At 58.7% G+C, this 20,046-nt stretch carries 20 protein-coding genes; 10 read left to right on the top strand and 10 right to left on the bottom strand.

Translation table 11 applies throughout. The annotated features are described in order from the left end of the window. The first annotated feature begins 1 nt into the window (after position 1). The 4 genes from tusC to AC0T4W_RS09860 are packed head-to-tail and all read left to right on the top strand — an operon-like array spanning position 2 to position 1,975. Positions 2-361: a sulfurtransferase complex subunit TusC gene (gene tusC / locus AC0T4W_RS09875; RefSeq protein ID WP_476318829.1), complete on the top strand. Its 360-nt coding sequence runs from the start codon at positions 2-4 to the stop codon at positions 359-361. Next, positions 361-660: a sulfurtransferase complex subunit TusB gene (tusB, locus tag AC0T4W_RS09870; protein WP_476318828.1), complete on the top strand. Its 300-nt coding sequence runs from the start codon at positions 361-363 to the stop codon at positions 658-660. Before tusC ends, tusB begins: the two co-directional genes overlap by 1 nt. Then, positions 657-992: a TusE/DsrC/DsvC family sulfur relay protein gene (locus tag AC0T4W_RS09865; RefSeq protein WP_476318827.1), complete on the top strand. Its 336-nt coding sequence runs from the start codon at positions 657-659 to the stop codon at positions 990-992. The genes tusB and AC0T4W_RS09865 overlap by 4 nt, the downstream gene beginning before the upstream one ends. Then, positions 989-1,975, top strand: a complete 987-nt coding sequence (locus tag AC0T4W_RS09860) for a glycosyl transferase family protein (RefSeq protein ID WP_476318826.1) — start codon at positions 989-991, stop codon at positions 1,973-1,975. Before AC0T4W_RS09865 ends, AC0T4W_RS09860 begins: the two co-directional genes overlap by 4 nt. Here the strand turns inward: AC0T4W_RS09860 and cysG are convergent. From cysG to AC0T4W_RS09825, 7 genes are all read right to left on the bottom strand, one after another. Then, positions 1,960-3,354, bottom strand: coding sequence for a siroheme synthase CysG (gene cysG / locus AC0T4W_RS09855; protein ID WP_476318825.1), 1,395 nt, complete (start codon positions 3,352-3,354; stop codon positions 1,960-1,962). The two genes, AC0T4W_RS09860 and cysG, sit on opposite strands and share 16 nt — an antisense overlap. 71 nt (positions 3,355-3,425) lie before the next feature. Then, positions 3,426-4,706 carry a serine--tRNA ligase gene (gene serS / locus AC0T4W_RS09850; protein WP_476318824.1) on the bottom strand — a complete coding sequence of 427 codons (1,281 nt, stop codon included), beginning with the start codon at positions 4,704-4,706 and terminating at the stop codon, positions 3,426-3,428. Positions 4,707-4,960: 254 nt separating this feature from the next. Then, a complete protein-coding gene (gene crcB, locus AC0T4W_RS09845; protein WP_476318823.1) occupies positions 4,961-5,341 on the bottom strand; it encodes a fluoride efflux transporter CrcB in 381 nt (126 codons plus the stop codon). Further along, positions 5,338-6,663 (bottom strand): replication-associated recombination protein A, encoded by a 1,326-nt coding sequence (locus tag AC0T4W_RS09840; protein WP_476318822.1) that lies wholly within the window; start codon positions 6,661-6,663, stop codon positions 5,338-5,340. The genes crcB and AC0T4W_RS09840 overlap by 4 nt, the downstream gene beginning before the upstream one ends. Before the next feature lie 33 nt (positions 6,664-6,696). Further along, entirely contained in the window at positions 6,697-7,323 is a 627-nt protein-coding gene (gene lolA / locus AC0T4W_RS09835) for an outer membrane lipoprotein periplasmic chaperone LolA (RefSeq protein ID WP_476318821.1), read from the bottom strand. Positions 7,324-7,351: 28 nt separating this feature from the next. Further along, positions 7,352-9,754: a DNA translocase FtsK gene (gene ftsK, locus AC0T4W_RS09830; RefSeq protein ID WP_476318820.1), complete on the bottom strand. Its 2,403-nt coding sequence runs from the start codon at positions 9,752-9,754 to the stop codon at positions 7,352-7,354. After that, on the bottom strand, positions 9,741-10,028 hold the full coding sequence (locus AC0T4W_RS09825; protein WP_476318819.1) for a hypothetical protein: 288 nt from the start codon (positions 10,026-10,028) through the stop codon (positions 9,741-9,743). Before AC0T4W_RS09825 ends, ftsK begins: the two co-directional genes overlap by 14 nt. On the opposite strand from AC0T4W_RS09825, the gene trxB reads away from it, so the two are divergent. The 4 genes from trxB to infA all read left to right on the top strand — a co-directional run bounded on the left by trxB (position 9,997) and on the right by infA (position 12,770). After that, positions 9,997-10,947 (top strand): thioredoxin-disulfide reductase, encoded by a 951-nt coding sequence (gene trxB / locus AC0T4W_RS09820; protein ID WP_476318818.1) that lies wholly within the window; start codon positions 9,997-9,999, stop codon positions 10,945-10,947. The genes AC0T4W_RS09825 and trxB overlap by 32 nt on opposite strands. Before the next feature lie 60 nt (positions 10,948-11,007). Beyond that, entirely contained in the window at positions 11,008-11,688 is a 681-nt protein-coding gene (aat, locus tag AC0T4W_RS09815) for a leucyl/phenylalanyl-tRNA--protein transferase (RefSeq protein ID WP_476318817.1), read from the top strand. Between the two features lie 55 nt (positions 11,689-11,743). After that, positions 11,744-12,451, top strand: a complete 708-nt coding sequence (locus AC0T4W_RS09810; RefSeq protein WP_476318816.1) for an arginyltransferase — start codon at positions 11,744-11,746, stop codon at positions 12,449-12,451. Positions 12,452-12,551: 100 nt separating this feature from the next. Next, positions 12,552-12,770 carry a translation initiation factor IF-1 gene (infA, locus tag AC0T4W_RS09805; protein WP_002553999.1) on the top strand — a complete coding sequence of 73 codons (219 nt, stop codon included), beginning with the start codon at positions 12,552-12,554 and terminating at the stop codon, positions 12,768-12,770. Between the two features lie 99 nt (positions 12,771-12,869). On the opposite strand, the gene clpA is transcribed toward infA, so the two are convergent. Next, on the bottom strand, positions 12,870-15,140 hold the full coding sequence (clpA, locus tag AC0T4W_RS09800) for an ATP-dependent Clp protease ATP-binding subunit ClpA (RefSeq protein WP_476318815.1): 2,271 nt from the start codon (positions 15,138-15,140) through the stop codon (positions 12,870-12,872). Positions 15,141-15,169: 29 nt separating this feature from the next. Then, positions 15,170-15,532, bottom strand: a complete 363-nt coding sequence (gene clpS, locus AC0T4W_RS09795) for an ATP-dependent Clp protease adapter ClpS (RefSeq protein ID WP_476318814.1) — start codon at positions 15,530-15,532, stop codon at positions 15,170-15,172. Positions 15,533-15,760: 228 nt separating this feature from the next. Here clpS and cspD point away from each other — a divergent pair, with 228 nt between their 5' ends. Continuing rightward, positions 15,761-16,024: a cold shock domain-containing protein CspD gene (gene cspD / locus AC0T4W_RS09790; RefSeq protein ID WP_476318813.1), complete on the top strand. Its 264-nt coding sequence runs from the start codon at positions 15,761-15,763 to the stop codon at positions 16,022-16,024. Positions 16,025-16,102: 78 nt separating this feature from the next. Here the strand turns inward: cspD and icd are convergent, their stop codons facing one another. Next, the gene (icd, locus tag AC0T4W_RS09785) at positions 16,103-17,359 is read right to left on the bottom strand and encodes an NADP-dependent isocitrate dehydrogenase (RefSeq protein WP_476318812.1); all 1,257 of its coding nucleotides are present in this window, start codon (positions 17,357-17,359) and stop codon (positions 16,103-16,105) included. Positions 17,360-17,721: 362 nt separating this feature from the next. Here icd and AC0T4W_RS09780 point away from each other — a divergent pair, with 362 nt between their 5' ends. After that, entirely contained in the window at positions 17,722-19,947 is a 2,226-nt protein-coding gene (locus AC0T4W_RS09780; protein ID WP_476318811.1) for an NADP-dependent isocitrate dehydrogenase, read from the top strand. Positions 19,948-20,046 lie beyond the last annotated feature (99 nt).

Genomic DNA, 20,046 nt, shown 5'->3' with positions numbered 1-20,046 from the left:
GATGAGTAAGTCACTGTTGATCATCAGCCGCCAAGCGCCCTGGTCCGGTCCCGGCGCGCGGGAAGCGCTGGATATAGCGCTGGCCGGCGGCGCCTTCGATTTGCCGATTGCCATGCTGTTTCTCGATGACGGGGTATTCCAGCTGAGCGGCGCACAGCAACCGGCCAACCTGCAGCAGAAAGACCTCAGCGCCAACCTACAGGCCCTGCCGATGTTCGGTGTCGAAGCGCTGTATGTGGCCCAGCGCAGCCTGGAAGAACGCGGCCTGCAGAACCAGCCCAGCAGCCTTACTGTCGAGAGGCTGAATGATGCTGGGCTAAGCGCCTTGATTGACCGCTACGACCAGGTGATTACGCTCTGATGGCTACCTTGCACGTACTCTCACACTCACCCTTTACCGATAGCCGCCTGAGCAGCTGCCTGCGCCTACTCGGCAGCCAGGATGCTCTGCTGCTCTGTGGTGATGCGGTTTACGCCCTGCAGGCCGGCAGCGCGCAGCGTCAGGCACTGGAGCTGATGCCCGAAGCCATTGCGTTGTATGCCCTGGATGAAGATGTTCAGGCGCGTGGCCTTACGCACCCAGCCCGCCTTACGCTGGTCGATTACCCCGCGTTCGTTGCCCTGAGCTGTCACTACGACAAGGTAAACACTTGGCTATGACAGCATTGAATGTTGAAGGCCGCTGCCTGGCGCTGGACAACGACGGCTATTTGCTTGACCTGGCAGATTGGTCCGAGGCCGCCGCGCACGCCCTGGCGCATCGTGAAGGCATCAGCCTGAGCACCGAGCACTGGGAAATCCTCTGGCTGGTGCGCAGCTTCTACGACGAGTTTCAGTTGTCGCCGGCCAATCGCCCGCTGATCAAATTTGTTGCCGGCAAACTCGGCCCCGAGAAAGGCAACAGCCTGAATCTCAATCGCCTGTTCAATGGCGCTCCCGCCAAACTCGCCGCCAAGCTGGCGGGCCTGCCCAAGCCGACCAATTGCCTATGAACCTTGTGACTCCGCCGGAACATCCCTTCGCTCAATTTGTGCGCATTCTCGGCAAGGGTAAGCGCGGTGCGCGCAACCTGAGCCGCGAGGAGGCCCGTGACGCCATGGGCATGCTGCTTGACGGTCAGGCCGAAGAAAGCCAGCTGGGCGCCTTTCTAATGCTGCTGCGGCACAAGGAAGAAAGCGCTGAGGAAATGGCCGGCTTTGCCGAAGCCGTGCGTGCGCGTCTGCAGGCGCCGGCCATTCAGGTGGATCTGGACTGGCCCAGCTATGCCGGGAAGAAGCGCCACCTGCCCTGGTTCCTGCTGGCCGCCAAAGCCCTGGCCAATAGCGGCATTCGTATCCTGCTGCACGGTGGCGGCCCGCACACCGCCGGGCGTATGTACAGCGAACAGCTGCTCGAAGCCCTGCACATTCCACTGTGTCGCAACTGGGATGGCGTCGAGCAGGCATTGGCGCAACAGCAGCTGGCGTTTATCCCGCTAGGCGACTGGATGCCGCAACTGCAACGGATGATCGACCTGCGCAATATCCTTGGCCTGCGCTCACCGATTCATTCCCTGGCACGCATTCTCAATCCGCTGGGCGCGCGTTGCGGCCTGCAAAGCATCTTTCATCCGGGTTATCAGGCGGTGCACCGCGAAGCCAGCCAGTTGCTCGGTGATAACGCGGTGGTGATCAAGGGTGAAGGCGGCGAAATCGAGATCAACCCAGATGCCACCAGCCACCTGTATGGCACAGCCAATGGCGACAACTGGGATGAGGAATGGCCGGCGCTGTCGGCGCTGCGCCACGTGAAACCGGAATCACTGCAACCCGCTCATCTAGCAGCATTCTGGGGCGGTGAAGTGGCGGATGATTACGGCCAGCTTGCCGTAATCAGCACCATGGCCCTGGCCTTGCGCGCCCTTGGCGAACCGCGTGAACAAGCCCTGGAGCGCGCAGCGCAGCTGTGGGTCGCGCGCAATCAGACGCTGGCCTGAGCCCCTTCGAACCAGGCCAGCTTCTCGCGCAGCTGCACCACTTCGCCGACTATCACCAGGGTCGGCGCGTGCACCTTATGCTCCGCCACCAACTCGGCCAGATTGGCCAGGGTGCCGGTAAACACCCGTTGGTTCTGCGTGGTGCCTTGCTGGATTAATGCCGCTGGGGTTGTTGCGGCGCGGCCATGGGCAATCAGTTGCTGGCAGATGATCGGCAAGCCCACCAAGCCCATATAGAACACCAGGGTCTGGCTGCTGGCTGTCAGCTCGTTCCAAGGCAAATCACTGCTGCCATCTTTCAGGTGGCCAGTGACAAAGCGCACGGACTGCGCATGGTCACGGTGAGTCAGCGGAATCCCGGCATAAGCGGCGCAGCCTGAAGCGGCGGTGATGCCCGGTACCACTTGGAAGGGAATGCCGTGGGCGGCCAGCTCTTCGATTTCTTCGCCGCCGCGACCGAAGATAAAGGGGTCACCGCCCTTCAGGCGCAGCACGCGCTTGCCTTCTTTGGCCAGGGTTACCAGGCGCTGATTGATCTGCTCCTGCGGCACGGCATGCTCGGCGCGCTGTTTGCCGACATAGATGCGCTCGGCATCGCGGCGGCACAGTTCGATAATCGCAGGCGCTACCAAACGGTCGTAGAGCACTACGTCGGCCTGTTGCATCAGGCGCAGGGCGCGAAAGGTCAGCAGGTCAGGATCACCCGGCCCGGCGCCGACCAGATACACCTCGCCCAGGGTGCGCGGGGCAATCCCGGCAATCTTCTCTTCCAGCAGACGCTGGCCTTCCTGCAACTTGCCGGCGAACACGCTTTCGGCGACCTGGCCCTGGAACACATCCTCCCAGAACACCCGGCGCTGCTGCACATCGGGAAACAGCCCTTTGACCTGAGCACGAAAGCGTTTGGCCAAGCCGGCTAACTGGCCGTAGGTGGCGGGAATCCAGGTTTCGATCTTGGCGCGAATCAGCCGGGCCAGCACTGGTGCATCACCGCCACTGGTGATCGCCACAATCAAGGGTGAGCGGTCGACGATGGCCGGAAAAATTACGCTGCACAGCTTCGGCGCATCCACCACATTGACCGGGATGCCCAAGGCCTGAGCTTCGGCCGATATCTGCGCATTCAGCGGTTCATCATCGGTGGCGGCAATAATCAGCGCCACGCCTTGCAGATCCGTCGATTGATAATCACGCAGCAGCACTTCGCCATTACGGGCGTTGGCCATTTCACGCAATTCATCGCGGATATCCGGCGCTACTACCCGCAGCGTCGCGCCAGCGTCACTGAGCAAGCGCGCCTTGCGCACGGCAACTTCGCCGCCACCGACCACTAATACCAGGCGATCCTGCAGTTTGTGGAACAGGGGCAGAAAATCCATGACGCACGCTCTCGATCGGGTAAACAAAACGGGGCGGCACTGGCCGCCCCGTCGCAGGTAACTGAAGCCTGTTAGCCAATGACTTCGATACCGCCCATATAGGGCTTCAGCACATCTGGCACGCGAATGCTGCCATCGGCCTGCTGATAGTTCTCCAGCACGGCGACTAGGGTGCGACCGACTGCGAGGCCGGAACCGTTGAGGGTGTGCACCAGTTCGGGCTTGCCGGTTTCCGGGTTACGGTAGCGCGCCTGCATACGGCGCGCCTGGAAGTCGCCGCAGTTGGAGCACGAGGAAATCTCGCGGTACTTGTCCTGGCTCGGCACCCAGACTTCCAGGTCGTAGGTTTTTACCGCGCCGAAGCCCATATCGCCGGTGCACAGCGCCAGTTTGCGGTATGGCAGCTCAAGCAGCTGCAGCACGCGCTCGGCGTTGGCAGTCAGGCTTTCCAGCGCTTCGAAAGATTTACTCGGCTCAACAATCTGCACCATCTCGACCTTGTCGAACTGGTGCTGACGGATCATCCCACGGGTATCACGACCGGATGCACCGGCTTCACTGCGGAAGCACGGGGTGTGCGCAACCAGCTTCAAAGGCAGCTGTTTGGCATCGAGAATTTCGCCGGCAACGATATTGGTCAGCGACACTTCGGCGGTCGGGATCAAGTACAGATCGGCTTCGCCTTCGCGGCTGATCTTGAACAGGTCTTCCTCGAACTTCGGCAACTGACCGGTGCCTTGCAGCGCAGGCGCCTGCACCAAATAGGGCGTGTAGGCCTCTTCGTAACCGTGCTCGCTGGTGTGCAGGTTGATCATAAATTGCGCCAGGGCACGGTGCATGCGGGCGATGGGGCCACGCAGCACGGCAAAGCGCGCGCCGGACAGCTTGGCGGCGGTCTCGAAATCCAGCCAGCCGTGCTGCTCGCCAAGGGCTACGTGATCCTGAATCGTGAAATCGAAGCTGCGCGGTGTGCCCCAGCGCGACACCTCAACGTTGCCCTCTTCGTCCTCACCGACCGGCACCGATTCGTGCGGCAGGTTGGGGATATTCAGCAGCAGGGTGTCGAGTTCAGTCTGAATGCTGTCGAGGTCACGCTTGCCCTGCTCCAGATCGCTGCCCATTTGGTCAACTTCGGCCAGCAGAGGCGCAATATCTTCGCCGCGTTGCTTGGCCTGGCCAATGGATTTGGAGCGACTGTTACGTTCGGCCTGCAGCTGCTCGGTGCGGGTTTGCACATCCTTGCGCTGGGCTTCCAGCGCTTCGAAACGCGCAACATCAAGGACAAAACCACGGGCAGCCAGGCGCTCGGCCACTTCATGGAGCTGGGTACGAACGAGTTTTGAATCAAGCATGTTCTGGTCTCAACACATCACAAGGGTTTGCATGGCCTTGGCCATGACGCGCAATGCCGCGCAGTTTAAGGCTTTAACCGGGTTGGGTGCCAGACCGCCCTAGCCAGCCCGGTTAGCAGGCCGTTGAAAAACGTAGGCGAGGCAGCCAGCGCAAGGCGAAAACAGGCGAAAAGCGGAGTTTACGAGCTGTAAATGAGCATTTGAGCCTGTTTTTAACGCCGCGATGGCAACGCAGATAGTTTTTAAACAGCCTGCTACTGATAAAGGCGTGCCAGGGCAAATCCGCCCCAGACGGCAAGTACACCGCCAACCACGCTGCACAGCAAGTAGACGAAGGCCTCGTTGTGGCGGCCGCCTTCAAACAGCTTGAGCAATTCAAGGCTGAATGAAGAAAAGGTGGTGAAGCCGCCCAGCAGGCCGATGATCAGGCCACTGCGCAATTCGATGGGCAGGTCGCTGCGCAGTAGAAACAGACCAGATAGCAGGCCAATCAGCAGGCAGCCGAGGACATTGACGGTGAAGGTACCCAAGTAAAAATGCCGGGGCCAATGCGCCACCACCCAGCTGGCGGTGAGAAAGCGCAACACAGAACCCACAGCACCGCCGAGCGCAACGGCCATCGCGACACGAATCATGGTTTTCTCCGCTGCCTGGGGCTATTACGGTCCTGGCTGTGCAAATGTTGCAGCTTGTCGCGAATCTTCAGTTCCAGGCCGCGCGGCACTGGTTGGTAGTACTCACGCGGTTCGAAGGCCTCCGGAAAGTAATCTTCACCCGCCGCATAAGCCTCGGGCTCATCGTGGGCGTAGCGGTATTCATCGCCATAGCCCAACTCTTTCATCAGCTTGGTCGGTGCGTTGCGCAGGTGCAGCGGCACTTCTTGCGAGCCGTGTTCGGCGGCATCACGCATGGCGGCCTTGAAGGCGTTGTACACGGCATTGCTTTTCGGCGCGCAGGCCAGGTAGACAATCGCCTGGGCCACCGCCAGTTCGCCCTCGGGGCTGCCCAGACGTTCCTGCACATCCCAGGCATTCAGGCATAGGGTCAGGGCACGTGGGTCGGCGTTGCCGATATCTTCACTGGCCATACGCACCACGCGCCGGGCGATATACAGCGGATCACAACCGCCATCGAGCATGCGCGCAAACCAGTACAGCGCGCCGTCCGGGCTGGAGCCGCGTACCGACTTGTGCAACGCCGATATCTGGTCGTAGAAGGCTTCACCGCCTTTGTCGAAACGCCTGCGGGTATCGCCGAGCAGATTGAGCAGCAGTTCGCTGCCGATCTCGCTGCCGTCTTCGGCCAGGTCCGCAGCGTTTTCCAGAAAGTTAAGCAAGCGCCGGCCATCGCCATCGGCGGCGGCCTGGAGGATCTTGAAGCTTTCTTCCGGCAGACTCAGCTGGCGTTCGCCCAGGCCTTTCGGGTCACTGAGGGCGCGGTCGACCAATTTGCGCAGCGCGCTTTCATCCAGGCTTTTCAACACATACACGCGAGCCCGTGAGAGCAAGGCGTTGTTCAGCTCGAACGATGGGTTTTCCGTGGTGGCGCCAATAAAGATCAGCGTTCCGTCTTCCACGTACGGCAGGAAGGCATCCTGCTGCGACTTGTTGAAGCGGTGCACTTCATCGACAAACAGGATGGTCTGGCGGCCATATTGCGCGGCATGCTGTTGCGCCACTTCTACCGCCTGGCGAATCTCCTTAACCCCGGAGAGCACGGCAGAAATCGTCTCGAAATGCGCATCGGAAACCTGCGCCAAGAGCCGCGCCAGGGTGGTCTTGCCGACACCCGGCGGGCCCCAGAAGATCATCGAATGCAGCGCGCCCTGCTCCAGCGCTTCACGCAAGGGTTTGCCGCGCGCCAACAAGTGCTCCTGGCCGACGTACTCATCCAGGCTGGCGGCACGCAGCCGGGCAGCCAGGGGTTGAGCGACGGGAGCCTTGCGAAACAGATCCATGACTGCGGTTTAACGCCTCTTGCTTTGGGCTTTTTACTCTTGAATCACGTCCACGCCGGCCGGGATCTCGAAGGTGAACTGCGCGTCATCCTGCGGCTCATTCATTTTCACGTTGAGAAATAGAATGTTGGTGCGTTGGCCAATGCTGTCGATCAGCTGCATATCGTTGAGCACCTTGTTACGGAACGACAGACGCAGGCTGTCGAACAGGGTGTCCTTGGATTTTGGCTTGAGGATGAAGTCGACTACATTGCCGCCTTCGTTGTGGCTGATTTCGAAGTTCTCACGGATCTTCGACACATCACCAGACAGCAGCAGCGCCGGGGTGTGGGTCAGGCGCTGATCGAGGGTCTGGATGGTCACCTGTTGCAGATCTGGGTCATACAGCCAGACCTTTTCGCCATTGGAGACCAGCAATTGCTCCATCGGCGCATCGGTGTGCCAGCGGAACAGGCCTGGACGTTTTAGCGCGAGCTGACCCGCAGTTTCCTGCAACTGGGTGCCGCTGCCATCCAGGGTCAGCTGAGAAAAGCGCGCATTGATGGTCTGCGCCTGGTTGAGCAGCTCGGTCAGGCGCTGCACGGCGATTTCATCGTCGGCCATGGCGGCAACGCTGGTAAAACTCAGTACGGTCAGTAACAGCATGCGAATCAGGCGCATGGGACTCCTTATCAGGTCGGGCTAGGCGTTAATCGCGAACAGGGCTTGGTGCTATGACCTCGCGAGAGCCATTAGTGTTCATTGAGGTGACGACGCCAGCCATTTCCATGGCCTCAATCATCCGTGCGGCGCGGTTGTAGCCGATCTTCAGCTTGCGCTGCACGGCGGAAATAGACGCACGGCGGCTTTCCAGCACGAAGTTGACCGCCTCATCGTAAAGCGGGTCGGATTCGCTGCCTTCACTGCCCTCGCCGCTGCCACCCTCAAAGCCGCTACCGGACTCTTCGGCGCCGGCCAGGATGTCATCGATATAGTCAGGTGTGCCACGCTGCTTCCAGGCCTCGACCACGCGGTGGACTTCTTCATCGGAAACGAAGGCGCCGTGTACGCGAATCGGCAGGCTGGTGCCCGGCGGCATATAGAGCATGTCACCGTGGCCCAGCAGCTGTTCGGCGCCACCCTGATCAAGAATGGTGCGCGAGTCGATCTTGCTCGACACCTGGAACGCCATACGCGTTGGGATGTTGGCCTTGATCAAGCCAGTGATCACATCCACCGACGGGCGCTGGGTGGCGAGAATCAGGTGAATCCCCGCCGCACGGGCTTTCTGTGCGATACGCGCGATCAGCTCTTCGACCTTTTTGCCGACGATCATCATCATGTCGGCAAACTCGTCGACCACCACCACGATGGTCGGCAGAGCTTTCAGCAGCGGCGCTTCGTCGTGCATGCTTTCGCGCTTGTACAGCGGATCGCTCAGCGGCTCACCCGCCTCCTCGGCATCCTTGACCTTGCGGTTGAAGCCGGCCAGGTTACGCACGCCCATCTTCGACATCAGTTTGTAGCGGCGCTCCATCTCGGCTACCGACCAGCGCAGGGCGTTGGCGGCTTCCTTCATGTCGGTCACAACCGGGCACAGCAGATGCGGAATGCCTTCGTAGATCGACAGCTCAAGCATTTTCGGGTCGATCATGATCAAGCGCGCCTCTTCCGGCGTGGACTTGAACAGAATCGACAGAATCATCGCGTTAACCCCAACCGACTTACCGGAGCCAGTAGTACCGGCCACCAGGAGGTGGGGCATCTTCGCCAAGTCGGTGATCACCGGTTTGCCGCCGATGTCATGACCCAGGGCCAGGGTGACTGGTGATTTGGCTTCGTCATACTCGGGCGACGACAGCACCTCGGAGAAGCGCACGATTTGCCGGTCTTCGTTAGGGATTTCGATACCAACGGTGGTTTTGCCCGGAATCACTTCCACCACGCGCACACTGATGATCGCCATCGAACGCGCCAGGTCCTTGGCCAGGCCGGAAATGCGGCTGACCTTGATCCCGGCTGCGGGTTGTATCTCGAAGCGGGTAATCACCGGGCCCGGATGAACCGACTCGACGATAACCTCGACGCCAAACTCCTTGAGCTTGATCTCAAGCAGGCGCGACATAGCCTCCAGGTATTCGGGGGAATATTTCTTCTGAACCTTTTCCGCCACATCGAGGATGGAAATTGGCGGCAGACTGCCGGCCAGGGCGCTGTCTTCAAACAGGTTGACCTGCTTCTCTTTCAGCACCCGCTTGCTCGGCTCAGGCGCTTTCGGCGCAGCCTGTGGCGCGATAACTGGCGCAGGGCGGTTAACTCGCTCGCTCATATGTTTGTTGAGTGATTCTTCGCGCTCAATCAGGCGCTCTTTGACTTTGGCCTGCTCGCGGCGATCCAGCACGATCGGCGCGGAGACTTCACTGACGCGCTCATCGACCTCGCGCAACTGCGCCACCAGTTGCTTGCGCTCAACCCGCGCACTCCACCAGCGATTGGTCAGACTCTGGATCAGTTCGATCAGGTCGAGGGTGATCTTGCCGGTCAGGTCCATCACCTTGAACCAGGACAGGTCAGTAAACACCGTCAAGCCGAACAGGAACAACGCGATCAGCAGCAGCGTGCTGCCCTGCACATTCAGCGCATTGATCGCCAACGCCCCCAGGCTTTCGCCCAGCGCGCCGCCTGCAGAGGCCGGCATGCTTGAGCCGGCGTGAAAATGAATATAGGCCAGCGCGGCACCGGACAACACCAAGAAAACCAGGCCAATCAGGCGCCAGGAGAACAGCCAACCGCTCCATTGCCACGGCTGATGGCGAGCCCGGAAGACCTGCAAGGTTTTTACCGCCAACAGCAGCGGGAATAGATAGGCGAAATAACCCAGTGCCATAAAGAGGATGTCAGCAAACCAGGCACCGGCGCGGCCGGCGGCGTTCTGTACCTGCTCGACATTACTGGTGTGGGTCCAGCCCGGATCGGCCGCATCGTAGGTCAGCAGGGCCATCCAGAGATAAAGGCAAAGTGCGCCCAGGCCAATAAGTGCGCCTTCTTTAAGCCGAGAAGGCAGCTGCTGACGCCAGAGAGGGGCTTGTGCGGTTGGGCTAGATTTCTTCAAAACGCATCTGTTCCTGCGCCAGAGGCGCCGAATAATTGGTTAACGGCAAAATATGCAGCGATTGTACGGGTTTATCCAAACCATACCAGACCGAGCTGTATGTATAAACAGCTACAGCGGTTGACTCCCGCTCCTTACCCGCTTCGGTGTAGCATATCCGCCAACATCTTCCGTGCGGCTCAATTTCAGTTTCAATTGGAGCATGCATTCTCTTTTGTGACAAAGGCTTATGAGGTGTTTTTATGAGCGAAGTCAAGCATTCACGCTTGATCATCCTGGGCTCCGGCCCTGCCGGTTATAGCGCTGCCGTTTACGCTGCCCGCGCCAACCTCAAGCCCGTGATCATTACCGGCATCCAGCCCGGCGGTCAGCTGACCACCACCACCGAAGTGGACAACTGGCCTGGCGATGTTGAAGGCCTGACCGGTCCAGCGCTGATGGAACGCATGCAAAAGCATGCCGAGCGCTTTGAAACCGAGATCGTCTACGACCACATCCATACCGCCGAGTTGCAATCACGCCCTTTCACCTTGAAAGGCGACAGCGGCACCTACACCTGTGATGCGCTGATTATTGCCACAGGCGCATCGGCGCAGTACCTGGGCCTGCCTTCGGAAGAAGCGTTTTCCGGCAAAGGCGTATCAGCCTGCGCTACCTGCGATGGCTTCTTCTATCGCAACCAGGTGGTAGCGGTGATCGGTGGCGGCAACACCGCCGTTGAAGAGGCGCTGTACCTGTCGAATATTGCCAAGGAAGTGCACCTGGTGCATCGCCGCGACAAGCTGCGCTCGGAGAAAATCCTGCAGGACAAGCTGTTCGACAAAGCAGCCAACGGCAACGTCGTACTGCATTGGAATCACTCACTTGAAGAAGTGCTGGGCGACAACACTGGCGTTACCGGCGCGCGCCTGAAAGATACGCAGAGCGGCGTGAGCAAAGACCTACCCTTGGCCGGCGTGTTTATCGCCATCGGTCATAAACCCAATACTGAGCTGTTCCACGGCCAGCTGGAAATGCGCGACGGCTACCTGCTGATCAAGGGTGGCAATGAAGGCAACGTCACCGCCACCAGCATCGAAGGTGTATTTGCCGCAGGCGATGTGGCCGACCACGTTTACCGTCAGGCCATTACCTCCGCCGGTGCCGGTTGCATGGCTGCGCTGGATGTCGAGAAATTCCTCGACGACAATTGATCCACCCAGGGCGGACGCACAGTCCGCCCTGCCCTCCTCTGTCCAACTCCGGCCCTGCCCATGCTGACGTGGCTGCAACGCGACTCACTGGATTTCCCGCCTCTTAACAAAGCCCTGCGCGAGCCCAACGGCCTGTTGGCTGCTGGCGGTGATCTGCGCCCCGAGCGTTTGATCCAGGCTTATCGGCATGGCTGCTTCCCCTGGTTTCAGGACGGTCAGCCGATTCTCTGGTGGTCTCCGGACCCGCGCACTGTGCTACTGCCTGACAAGCTGCATGTCTCGCGCAGCCTGGCCAAAGTGCTGCGCCAGGGCCGCTACCGGGTAACTTTTGATCAGGCTTTCGCTGAGGTTATCCGCGCCTGCGCCGCACCTCGCAGCTATGCAGCAGAAACCTGGATCACCAGCCCCATGCAGGACGCCTACCTAGAGCTATACAGGCGCGGTATCGCCCATTCGGTTGAGGTCTGGCGTGATGACGAGCTGGTTGGTGGGCTCTATGGCCTGGCCATGGGCCAGCTGTTCTTTGGCGAGTCGATGTTCAGTCGCGCGGATAATGCCTCCAAAGTAGGCTTCGTTACCCTGGTCGAACACCTGAAAAACTGGGGCTTTGTGCTGATCGACTGTCAGATGCCAACCGAACACCTGCTCAGCCTCGGTGCGCAGGCGATTTCCCGGAGCGAGTTCGCCGGCTATCTGAGCGTTCATCTTGATCAACCCAGCCAGGCCGACTGGGTCGCCTAGGCGAGTTTGCCAGCCTGGCTTACACTTGATTTAAGCCCGACCCTGAGAGTCGACCATGACTGAGCTGGCCCGCCTGAAGTTCTACGCCACTCAACCGCATCCTTGCAGCTATCTGCCCGACGAACAGGCCACCACCCTGTTCCTCGACCCCAGCCAGCCCATGGATGCGGATGTTTATGCTGAGCTTTCGGAAATGGGCTTTCGCCGCAGCGGCGACCACCTCTACCGCCCGCACTGCCAACGCTGCACTGCCTGCGTGCCGGCGCGTATTCCTGCCGCGCAGTTCAGCCCGAATCGCCAGCAACGGCGAATTTTCAAGCGCAATCAAGATATTCAGGTGCGCCTGGTGCGCCCGGCATTTACCGAGGAATATTACGCGTTGTACGTACGTTACATTGAGCAGCGGCATGCCGATGGCGATATGTACCCACCTAACCGCGAGCAGTTTTCAACTTTTCTCGTGCGTGATCTGGCTTTCTCGCGCTTCTATGAGTTCCGCCAGAACAACCGCTTGCTGGCAATTGCCGTGACCGATGTGCTGCCCAACGGGCTGTCTGCGGTGTACACCTTTTATGAGCCGAGCGAGGAACGGCGCAGCCTCGGGCGCTTTGCCATTCTCTGGCAGATTGCCGAAGCGGCGCGTCTCGGGCTGCATGCGGTCTACCTGGGGTACTGGATCAAGAACTGCCGCAAGATGAATTACAAGACCCAGTACCGGCCAATAGAGCTGTTCGTCAATCAACGCTGGGTAAGTCTTAACTGAAGCCCTTGGCGCAAACCCCAAATTTCGGGCACAATGCACGCCGCTTTTGCCTGGCGCCAGTTGCACCGGGCCATTCATTGGATACCGAGGGCTTTACTGCATGTCGAAAGAAGACAGCTTCGAAATGGAAGGCACTGTCGTCGACACCCTGCCCAACACCATGTTTCGTGTGGAGTTGGAAAATGGGCACGTCGTTACTGCGCACATCTCCGGAAAGATGCGCAAAAATTACATCCGCATTCTGACTGGCGACAAAGTTCGTGTTGAGCTTACGCCTTATGACTTGAGCAAGGGCCGCATTACTTACCGCGCCCGTTAACAGGCCAACGAAGCCCAGCTTCCTGGCATCTGTTACATCAAGCTCCAGTAAAAACGCCCGGCATTGCCGGGCGTTTTTGTGTGCGTAAGAAAACTACGCCTAGGCCATTTCCGCCGTGGTTTCAAAATCGAAGGTCAATTCACCACCTTCGATATCGATATGCACCACACCGCCGTGCTCAGCCAACTCACCAAACAGGATTTCTTCCGCCAGCGGACGCTTGATCTTGTCCTGGATCAAGCGCGCCATCGGCCGAGCACCCATCTGCACGTCGTAACCGCTTTGCGCCAACCAGTTACGCGCCGCATCGCTGACCTCCAGCGTGACGCGCTTGTCCTCAAGCTGCGCCTGCAGCTCGGTAAGGAACTTGTCGACGATGCTTTTGATCACCTCGTGACTCAGGCGGCCGAACTGAATAATGGTATCCAGGCGGTTGCGGAACTCCGGTGTGAAGCTCTTCTTGATCACTTCCATGGCATCAGACGAGTGGTCCTGATGAGTGAAGCCAATGGAGGCCCGCGCAGCCGTCTCGGCACCCGCGTTGGTGGTCATGATCACGATCACGTTGCGGAAATCCGCCTTGCGCCCGTTGTTGTCGGTCAGGGTGCCGTGGTCCATCACCTGCAGGAGCAGGTTAAAGACTTCAGGGTGAGCCTTTTCGATTTCATCAAGCAGCAGCACGCAATGCGGCGTTTTGGTGATCGCCTCCGTCAGCAGGCCACCCTGATCGAAACCGACATAGCCAGGCGGTGCGCCAATCAAGCGCGAGACCGTATGGCGCTCCATGTACTCGGACATATCGAAGCGAATCAGCTCAACGCCCAAGGCCTTAGCCAATTGACGAGCGGCTTCGGTTTTACCCACCCCAGTCGGGCCAGCAAACAGGAAGGAACCAACCGGCTTGTCAGGTGCTTTGAGTCCTGCACGCGACAGTTTGATTGCCGTCGACAGTGAATCAATGGCTGCGTCCTGCCCAAATACGGTGAGTTTCAGGTCACGCTCAAGGTTGCGCAGCAGTTCTTTGTCCGAGCTGCTGACATGCTTCGGCGGAATACGGGCAATTTTCGCCACGATGTCTTCGACCTGCGCCACATCGATGCGCGTCAGGCGTTTTTCGAGCGGTTGCAGGCGCTGATAGGCCCCGGCTTCATCGATTACATCAATGGCCTTGTCCGGCATATGACGGTCGTTTATATAGCGCGAGGCCAGCTCAGCCGCTGCACGTAGCGCCTCGTCGCTGTATTCGATGCTGTGGTGCTGTTCAAAGCGGCTTCTCAGCCCACGCAAGATGCCAATAGTGTCTTCCACGGAGGGCTCGACCACATCGACTTTCTGGAAGCGACGCGCCAGGGCACGGTCTTTCTCGAAGATGCCGCGAAACTCCTGGAATGTCGTTGAGCCGATGCAGCGAATTTCACCCGAAGACAGCATGGGCTTGAGCAGGTTGGAGGCATCCATCACCCCGCCCGATGCAGCGCCGGCACCAATGATGGTGTGGATTTCATCGATAAACAGAATGGCGTGCGGGCGTTTGCGCAACTCATTAAGCAAAGCCTTGAGGCGCTTCTCAAAGTCGCCACGATATTTGGTGCCAGCCAGCAGTGCGCCGAGATCCAGTGAGTAGACCACGCTGTCTGCCAGCAGGTCAGGCACCTGGTTATCGACAATGCGCTTGGCCAGGCCTTCTGCGATTGCGGTTTTACCGACACCCGCCTCACCCACTAATAGCGGATTGTTCTTACGCCGACGCGCCAAAATCTGCGCCACACGCTCGACTTCAGACTCACGGCCGACCAGCGGATCAATACGGCCCTGGCGAGCCAGCTCGTTCAGGTTGCTGGCATAAGCGTCCAGCGGATTGCTGGAGCTTGCGGACTCCCCACCCTCGTCGTCCTGCATTTCTTGTTCGGCTTCCGAAGGGCCGCCATGACCCGGCACCTTGGAGATGCCGTGGGCAATAAAGTTGACCACATCGATACGCGCAACGCTCTGCTGCTTGAGCAGAAACACCGCCTGACTTTCCTGCTCGCTGAAAATCGCCACCAGCACATTCGCACCGGTCACCTCACGCTTGCCGGAACTCTGTACGTGGAAAACCGCACGCTGCAAAACGCGTTGAAACCCCAGCGTAGGCTGCGTCTCGCGCTCTTCATCGTGTTGAGGGATAAGCGGCGTGGTGGAGTCAATAAACTCCTGCAGATCATGGCGCAGCTTATCCAGGTTGGCCCCGCACGCGCGCAGTACGCTGGCGGCGGCCTCGTTATCCAGGAGAGCTAGCAACAAATGCTCAACCGTCATAAATTCATGACGCTTGGTACGAGCCTCCTTGAAAGCCAGATTGAGGGTGACTTCGAGCTCTCGATTTAACATAGCTTCACCTCATGCCCAAGTGGCCGGCGTTAACCGTCCTTCTCTATTTCACAGAGTAGCGGATGCTGGCTCTCTCTCGCATATTGATTCACCTGTGTTGCTTTGGTTTCAGCAATATCGCGGGTAAACACTCCACACACTGCCCGCCCCTCTGTATGGACGGTCAGCATGATTTTGGTCGCCATCTCTCGATTCAGGTTGAAGAAGACCTCGAGAATCTCGACCACGAAATCCATGGGCGTGTAGTCGTCGTTAAACAAAATCACTTTATACATAGGCGGCGCCTGCAGGGCGGGCTTGGATTCCTGAACGGCTAAGCCGTAGGAATCGTCCTCATGCTCTGCGGGGCTATCCTGATTGAATGTTAGTCGAATCTGGCTACGTGCATGCATGCTGAATAGCTTCGTTGATGGGCGAATAGTCTGTGCTAGACAGAGTTTGAACGGCTTCTCAGCCAGATACAGCATTGCCTTGACTATCGGCAAAACGGTGTTACAAACAATGAATACCCAGCGTGGGTATTAAGGGGTTTCACAGCTTTGCTGGCTCACGTCAAGCACAGCGTGAAATTGAAGTGGATGATACTCCAGTGATGGAGTCCTTTGCAGAGGGATATCAGCATGGTTAGCGGTAAGGTCAAGTGGTTCAACAACGCCAAAGGCTATGGGTTCATCCTGGCCGATGGTCGAGATGAGGACCTGTTCGCCCACTACTCGGCTATTCAGATGGACGGCTATAAAACGCTGAAGGCTGGCCAGCCGGTAAGCTTCGATATTATTCAAGGTCCAAAAGGACTCCACGCCGTAAACATCAGTGCGGCTACTGCCGCCAGTGAAGTGCCCGCCGCAGTTAAGCAACATCAGGGCTCAACGGTTGAAGTCTGATTAGAGTCACCTGGGCAGTTAATCGCCCACAAAAAAGGCCGGTCATATGACCGGCCTTTCTTTATATGGCTGATTTGCTTACATGTGCGAAATCATTGCATCACCGAATGCCGAGCATGACAGCAGCTTGGCACCGTCCATCAGGCGCTCGAAGTCATAGGTCACGGTCTTGGCCGAAATCGCGCCGTTGGTGCCCTTGATGATCAGGTCAGCCGCTTCAATCCAGCCCATGTGACGCAGCATCATTTCGGCGGAGAGAATCAGCGAACCTGGGTTCACCTGGTCCTTGCCAGCGTATTTCGGCGCGGTGCCGTGGGTGGCTTCGAACATGGCAACGGTGTCGGACAAGTTGGCGCCCGGCGCGATACCGATACCACCTACCTCAGCCGCCAAGGCGTCGGACAGGTAGTCACCGTTGAGGTTGAGGGTGGCGATCACGTCGTACTCGGCCGGACGGAGCAGAATCTGCTGCAGCATAGCGTCGGCGATGGCGTCTTTGACAATGACGTTCTTGCCGGTTTTCGGGTTCTTGAACTGCATCCAAGGACCGCCGTCGAGCAGGGTTGCGCCGAATTCTTCAGCAGCAATTTCGTAGGCCCACTCTTTGAAGGCACCTTCGGTGAACTTCATGATGTTGCCTTTGTGCACGATGGTCAGCGAGTCGCGGTCGTTATCGACCACATACTGCAGGGCCTTGCGCGCCAGGCGACGAGTGCCTTCTCTGGAAACCGGCTTGACACCGATACCGCAGTTTTCGTCAAAACGAATCTTGGTAACACCCATTTCCTCTTTGAGGAACTTGATGACTTTGGTCGCTTCAGGGGAACCGGCTTTCCACTCGATACCGGCGTAGATGTCTTCCGAGTTCTCGCGGAAGATGGTCATGTCGACATCACCAGGCTTCTTCACCGGGCTCGGCACGCCTTCAAACCAGCGCACAGGACGCAGGCAGACGTACAGGTCAAGCTGCTGACGCAGGGCAACGTTGAGGGAGCGGATACCGCCACCGACTGGCGTGGTCAGCGGGCCCTTGATGGAAACGACGTAATCTTTGACCGCGTCCAGGGTTTCCTGGGGCAGCCAGGTGTCTTGATCGTAAACCTGAGTAGCTTTCTCGCCCGCGTAAACTTCCATCCAGGAGATCTTGCGCTCGCCGCCGTAGGCTTTCTGTACGGCAGCATCAACGACTTTGATCATCACTGGGCTGATATCGACACCGATACCATCACCTTCGATAAAGGGAATGATTGGGTTGTTCGGGACGTTCAGGGATGTATCGGCATTAACGGTGATTTTGTCACCGGTGGCAGGCACCTGGATCTTTTGGTATCCCATGCTGGACTCCGTCTTGTGGTTAAAACAGTCATATCGCCCCAGAGTAACCCACTTGAATCGGGCGAAACCATCTGTTCGTTGGTCTTATGCGCCAAGGCATTCTGCGACGTGTTGGCGCGGTGGTATACTTCGCAGATGACTAACAGGTCATAAGGCGCGGATCGTTCAAACACGCTGTCCGCCTCTTGAAACCGTCGAATTGCTACAACGATTCAATGGCTCGAAACGCTCAACACTCTACTGGTGCATCCAACATCACCGCGGCAAGACCTCGACTTCGGGCCCGTTCGCATGGGCCTCAGCGCTTACCTGCGCATGTCGAGTGCCTGTGCACGCTCAGCAAAGAAGAGAGTTAATTCAGAATGTCCACCCCTTCGAAGATCATCTATACCTTCACCGACGAAGCCCCGGCCCTTGCGACCTATTCGCTTCTGCCTATTGTAGAAGCCTTCGCAGCCTCTGCTGAGATTGCCGTCGAAACCCGCGACATCTCTCTTGCAGGGCGCATTCTTGCAAGCTTTGCCGACCAGCTGGATGCCGATAAGCAGATTGACGACGACCTCGCCAAGCTGGCCGCACTGGCCACCTCGCCAGACGCCAATATCATCAAACTACCGAACATCAGCGCCTCGGTGCCGCAACTCAAGGGCGCAATTGCTGAGCTGCAAGCCCAGGGCTACAACATCCCGAATTTTCCGGAAGATCCGCAAACTGACGCCGAAAAAGACGCCAGCGCCCGCTACAGCAAGGTGCTTGGCAGTGCCGTGAACCCAGTGCTGCGTGAAGGCAACTCCGACCGCCGCGCGCCTGCCGCAGTCAAAGCCTTCGTGCGTAAGCATCCGCACTCCATGGGCAAATGGAGCATGGCTTCGCAGTCCCACGCCGATTACATGCGCGGCGGCGATTTCTTCTCCAGTGAGCAGTCGATCACCATGGCCAAGGCCGGTGACGTGCGCATTGAGTTCGTCGGTAAGGACGGTCAGGTCGAGGTCAAGAAACAGCTCGCCCTGCAGGAAGGCGAAGTTTTCGACAGCATGTTTATGAGCTGCCGCAAGCTGCGCGATTTCTTCGAGCGTACCCTGCAGGACTGCAAGGAAAACGGCGTGATGTGGTCCCTGCACGTCAAGGCGACCATGATGAAGGTCTCCCACCCGATCGTCTTCGGCCACGCTGTCAGCGTCTATTACAAGGACGTGTTCGACAAATACGGCAAGCTGTTCGAAGAGCTGGGCGTAAACCCGAACAACGGCATCAGCAGCGTCTACGACAAGATCAAGTCGCTGCCGGCGTCGCAGCAGGAAGAAATCCTCGACGATATTCACGCCTGCTACAGCCACCGCCCAGAAATGGCCATGGTTGACTCGGTCAAGGGCATCACCAACCTGCATATCCCAAGCGACGTGATCGTCGACGCCTCGATGCCAGCGATGATTCGCAGCTCCGGGCAGATGTGGGGCAAGGACGGCAAGCTCAAGGACACCAAAGCGGTGATGCCGGAAAGCACCTACGCCCGTATCTACCAGGAAATGATCAATTTCTGCAAAACCAACGGCGCCTTCGACCCGACCACCATGGGCAGCGTACCGAACGTTGGCCTGATGGCGCAGAAAGCCGAAGAGTACGGCTCCCACGACAAAACCTTCGAAATGCGCGCCGACGGCACCATGCGTGTAGTGCTGGCCGATGGCACCGTATTGATGCAGCACGAAGTCGAAGCGGGCGACATCTGGCGCGCGTGCCAGACCAAAGATGCACCGATCCGCGACTGGGTCAAACTGGCCGTAACCCGCGCTCGCCAGTCCAATACCCCGGCCATTTTCTGGCTCGACCCAGAGCGCGCCCACGACCGCGAACTGCAGAAGAAGGTCGAAGCCTATCTGCAGGAACATGATCTGACCGGCCTGGACATCCGTGTTATGGACTACAACCAGGCCATCCGCGTCAGCATGGAGCGCCTTATTCGTGGCCAGGACACCATTTCGGTGACCGGCAACGTACTGCGCGACTACCTGACCGACCTGTTCCCGATCATGGAGCTGGGCACCTCGGCCAAGATGCTCTCCATCGTGCCGCTGATGGCCGGTGGCGGCATGTACGAAACCGGTGCCGGCGGCTCGGCCCCCAAGCATGTGCAGCAGCTGATCGAAGAAAACCACCTGCGCTGGGATTCGCTCGGCGAGTTCCTGGCCCTGGCGGTTTCCCTGGAAGAAACCGGGATCAAGACCAACAACCCGAAAGCCAAGCTTCTGGGCACCACCCTGGATGCGGCCACCGGCAAGCTGCTGGATAACAACAAGTCGCCATCGCGCAAAACCGGTGAGCTGGACAACCGTGGCAGCCATTTCTACCTGGCGCTGTACTGGGCTCAGGAACTGGCCGCACAGAACGATAATGCCGAATTGAAAGCGCAGTTCACGCCACTGGCCAAAACCCTGACCGAGAATGAAGCAACCATCGTTGCCGAACTCAGCGCCGTGCAGGGCAAGCCCGTGGACATCGGTGGCTACTACCGTTCCAACCCACAACTGACCAGCCAGGTCATGCGCCCGAGCGCGACCTTCAACGCTGCGCTCGCGGCTCTGAACTAAGGCGTAACGCCCTGCGCCCTCGGGCGTAGCAACACCGCAAACCCCGACCCCTGCGCCGGGGTTTGTGCATTCAGGGCAGTGCGAATCAGGATAAGATCG

The sequence above is a fragment of the Pseudomonas sp. C7.1 genome (assembly GCF_056312395.1).
This window is presented reverse-complemented; position numbering and strand designations above follow the sequence as displayed.

Excerpts from the sequence above, each read along its gene's own strand:
- AC0T4W_RS09865 (WP_476318827.1), top strand. The coding sequence starts at position 657 with ATGACAGCATTGAATGTTGAAGGCCGCTGCCTGGCGCTGGACAACGAC.
- AC0T4W_RS09840 (WP_476318822.1), bottom strand. The coding sequence starts at position 6,663 with ATGGATCTGTTTCGCAAGGCTCCCGTCGCTCAACCCCTGGCTGCCCGG.
- trxB (WP_476318818.1), top strand. The coding sequence starts at position 9,997 with ATGAGCGAAGTCAAGCATTCACGCTTGATCATCCTGGGCTCCGGCCCT.
- serS (WP_476318824.1), bottom strand. The coding sequence starts at position 4,706 with ATGCTTGATTCAAAACTCGTTCGTACCCAGCTCCATGAAGTGGCCGAG.
- AC0T4W_RS09825 (WP_476318819.1), bottom strand. The coding sequence starts at position 10,028 with ATGATCAAGCGTGAATGCTTGACTTCGCTCATAAAAACACCTCATAAG.
- icd (WP_476318812.1), bottom strand. The coding sequence starts at position 17,359 with ATGGGATACCAAAAGATCCAGGTGCCTGCCACCGGTGACAAAATCACC.
- AC0T4W_RS09780 (WP_476318811.1), top strand. The coding sequence starts at position 17,722 with ATGTCCACCCCTTCGAAGATCATCTATACCTTCACCGACGAAGCCCCG.
- tusB (WP_476318828.1), top strand. The coding sequence starts at position 361 with ATGGCTACCTTGCACGTACTCTCACACTCACCCTTTACCGATAGCCGC.
- crcB (WP_476318823.1), bottom strand. The coding sequence starts at position 5,341 with ATGATTCGTGTCGCGATGGCCGTTGCGCTCGGCGGTGCTGTGGGTTCT.
- aat (WP_476318817.1), top strand. The coding sequence starts at position 11,008 with ATGCTGACGTGGCTGCAACGCGACTCACTGGATTTCCCGCCTCTTAAC.
- AC0T4W_RS09810 (WP_476318816.1), top strand. The coding sequence starts at position 11,744 with ATGACTGAGCTGGCCCGCCTGAAGTTCTACGCCACTCAACCGCATCCT.
- infA (WP_002553999.1), top strand. The coding sequence starts at position 12,552 with ATGTCGAAAGAAGACAGCTTCGAAATGGAAGGCACTGTCGTCGACACC.
- clpA (WP_476318815.1), bottom strand. The coding sequence starts at position 15,140 with ATGTTAAATCGAGAGCTCGAAGTCACCCTCAATCTGGCTTTCAAGGAG.
- clpS (WP_476318814.1), bottom strand. The coding sequence starts at position 15,532 with ATGCATGCACGTAGCCAGATTCGACTAACATTCAATCAGGATAGCCCC.
- AC0T4W_RS09860 (WP_476318826.1), top strand. The coding sequence starts at position 989 with ATGAACCTTGTGACTCCGCCGGAACATCCCTTCGCTCAATTTGTGCGC.
- tusC (WP_476318829.1), top strand. The coding sequence starts at position 2 with ATGAGTAAGTCACTGTTGATCATCAGCCGCCAAGCGCCCTGGTCCGGT.
- cysG (WP_476318825.1), bottom strand. The coding sequence starts at position 3,354 with ATGGATTTTCTGCCCCTGTTCCACAAACTGCAGGATCGCCTGGTATTA.
- cspD (WP_476318813.1), top strand. The coding sequence starts at position 15,761 with ATGGTTAGCGGTAAGGTCAAGTGGTTCAACAACGCCAAAGGCTATGGG.
- lolA (WP_476318821.1), bottom strand. The coding sequence starts at position 7,323 with ATGCGCCTGATTCGCATGCTGTTACTGACCGTACTGAGTTTTACCAGC.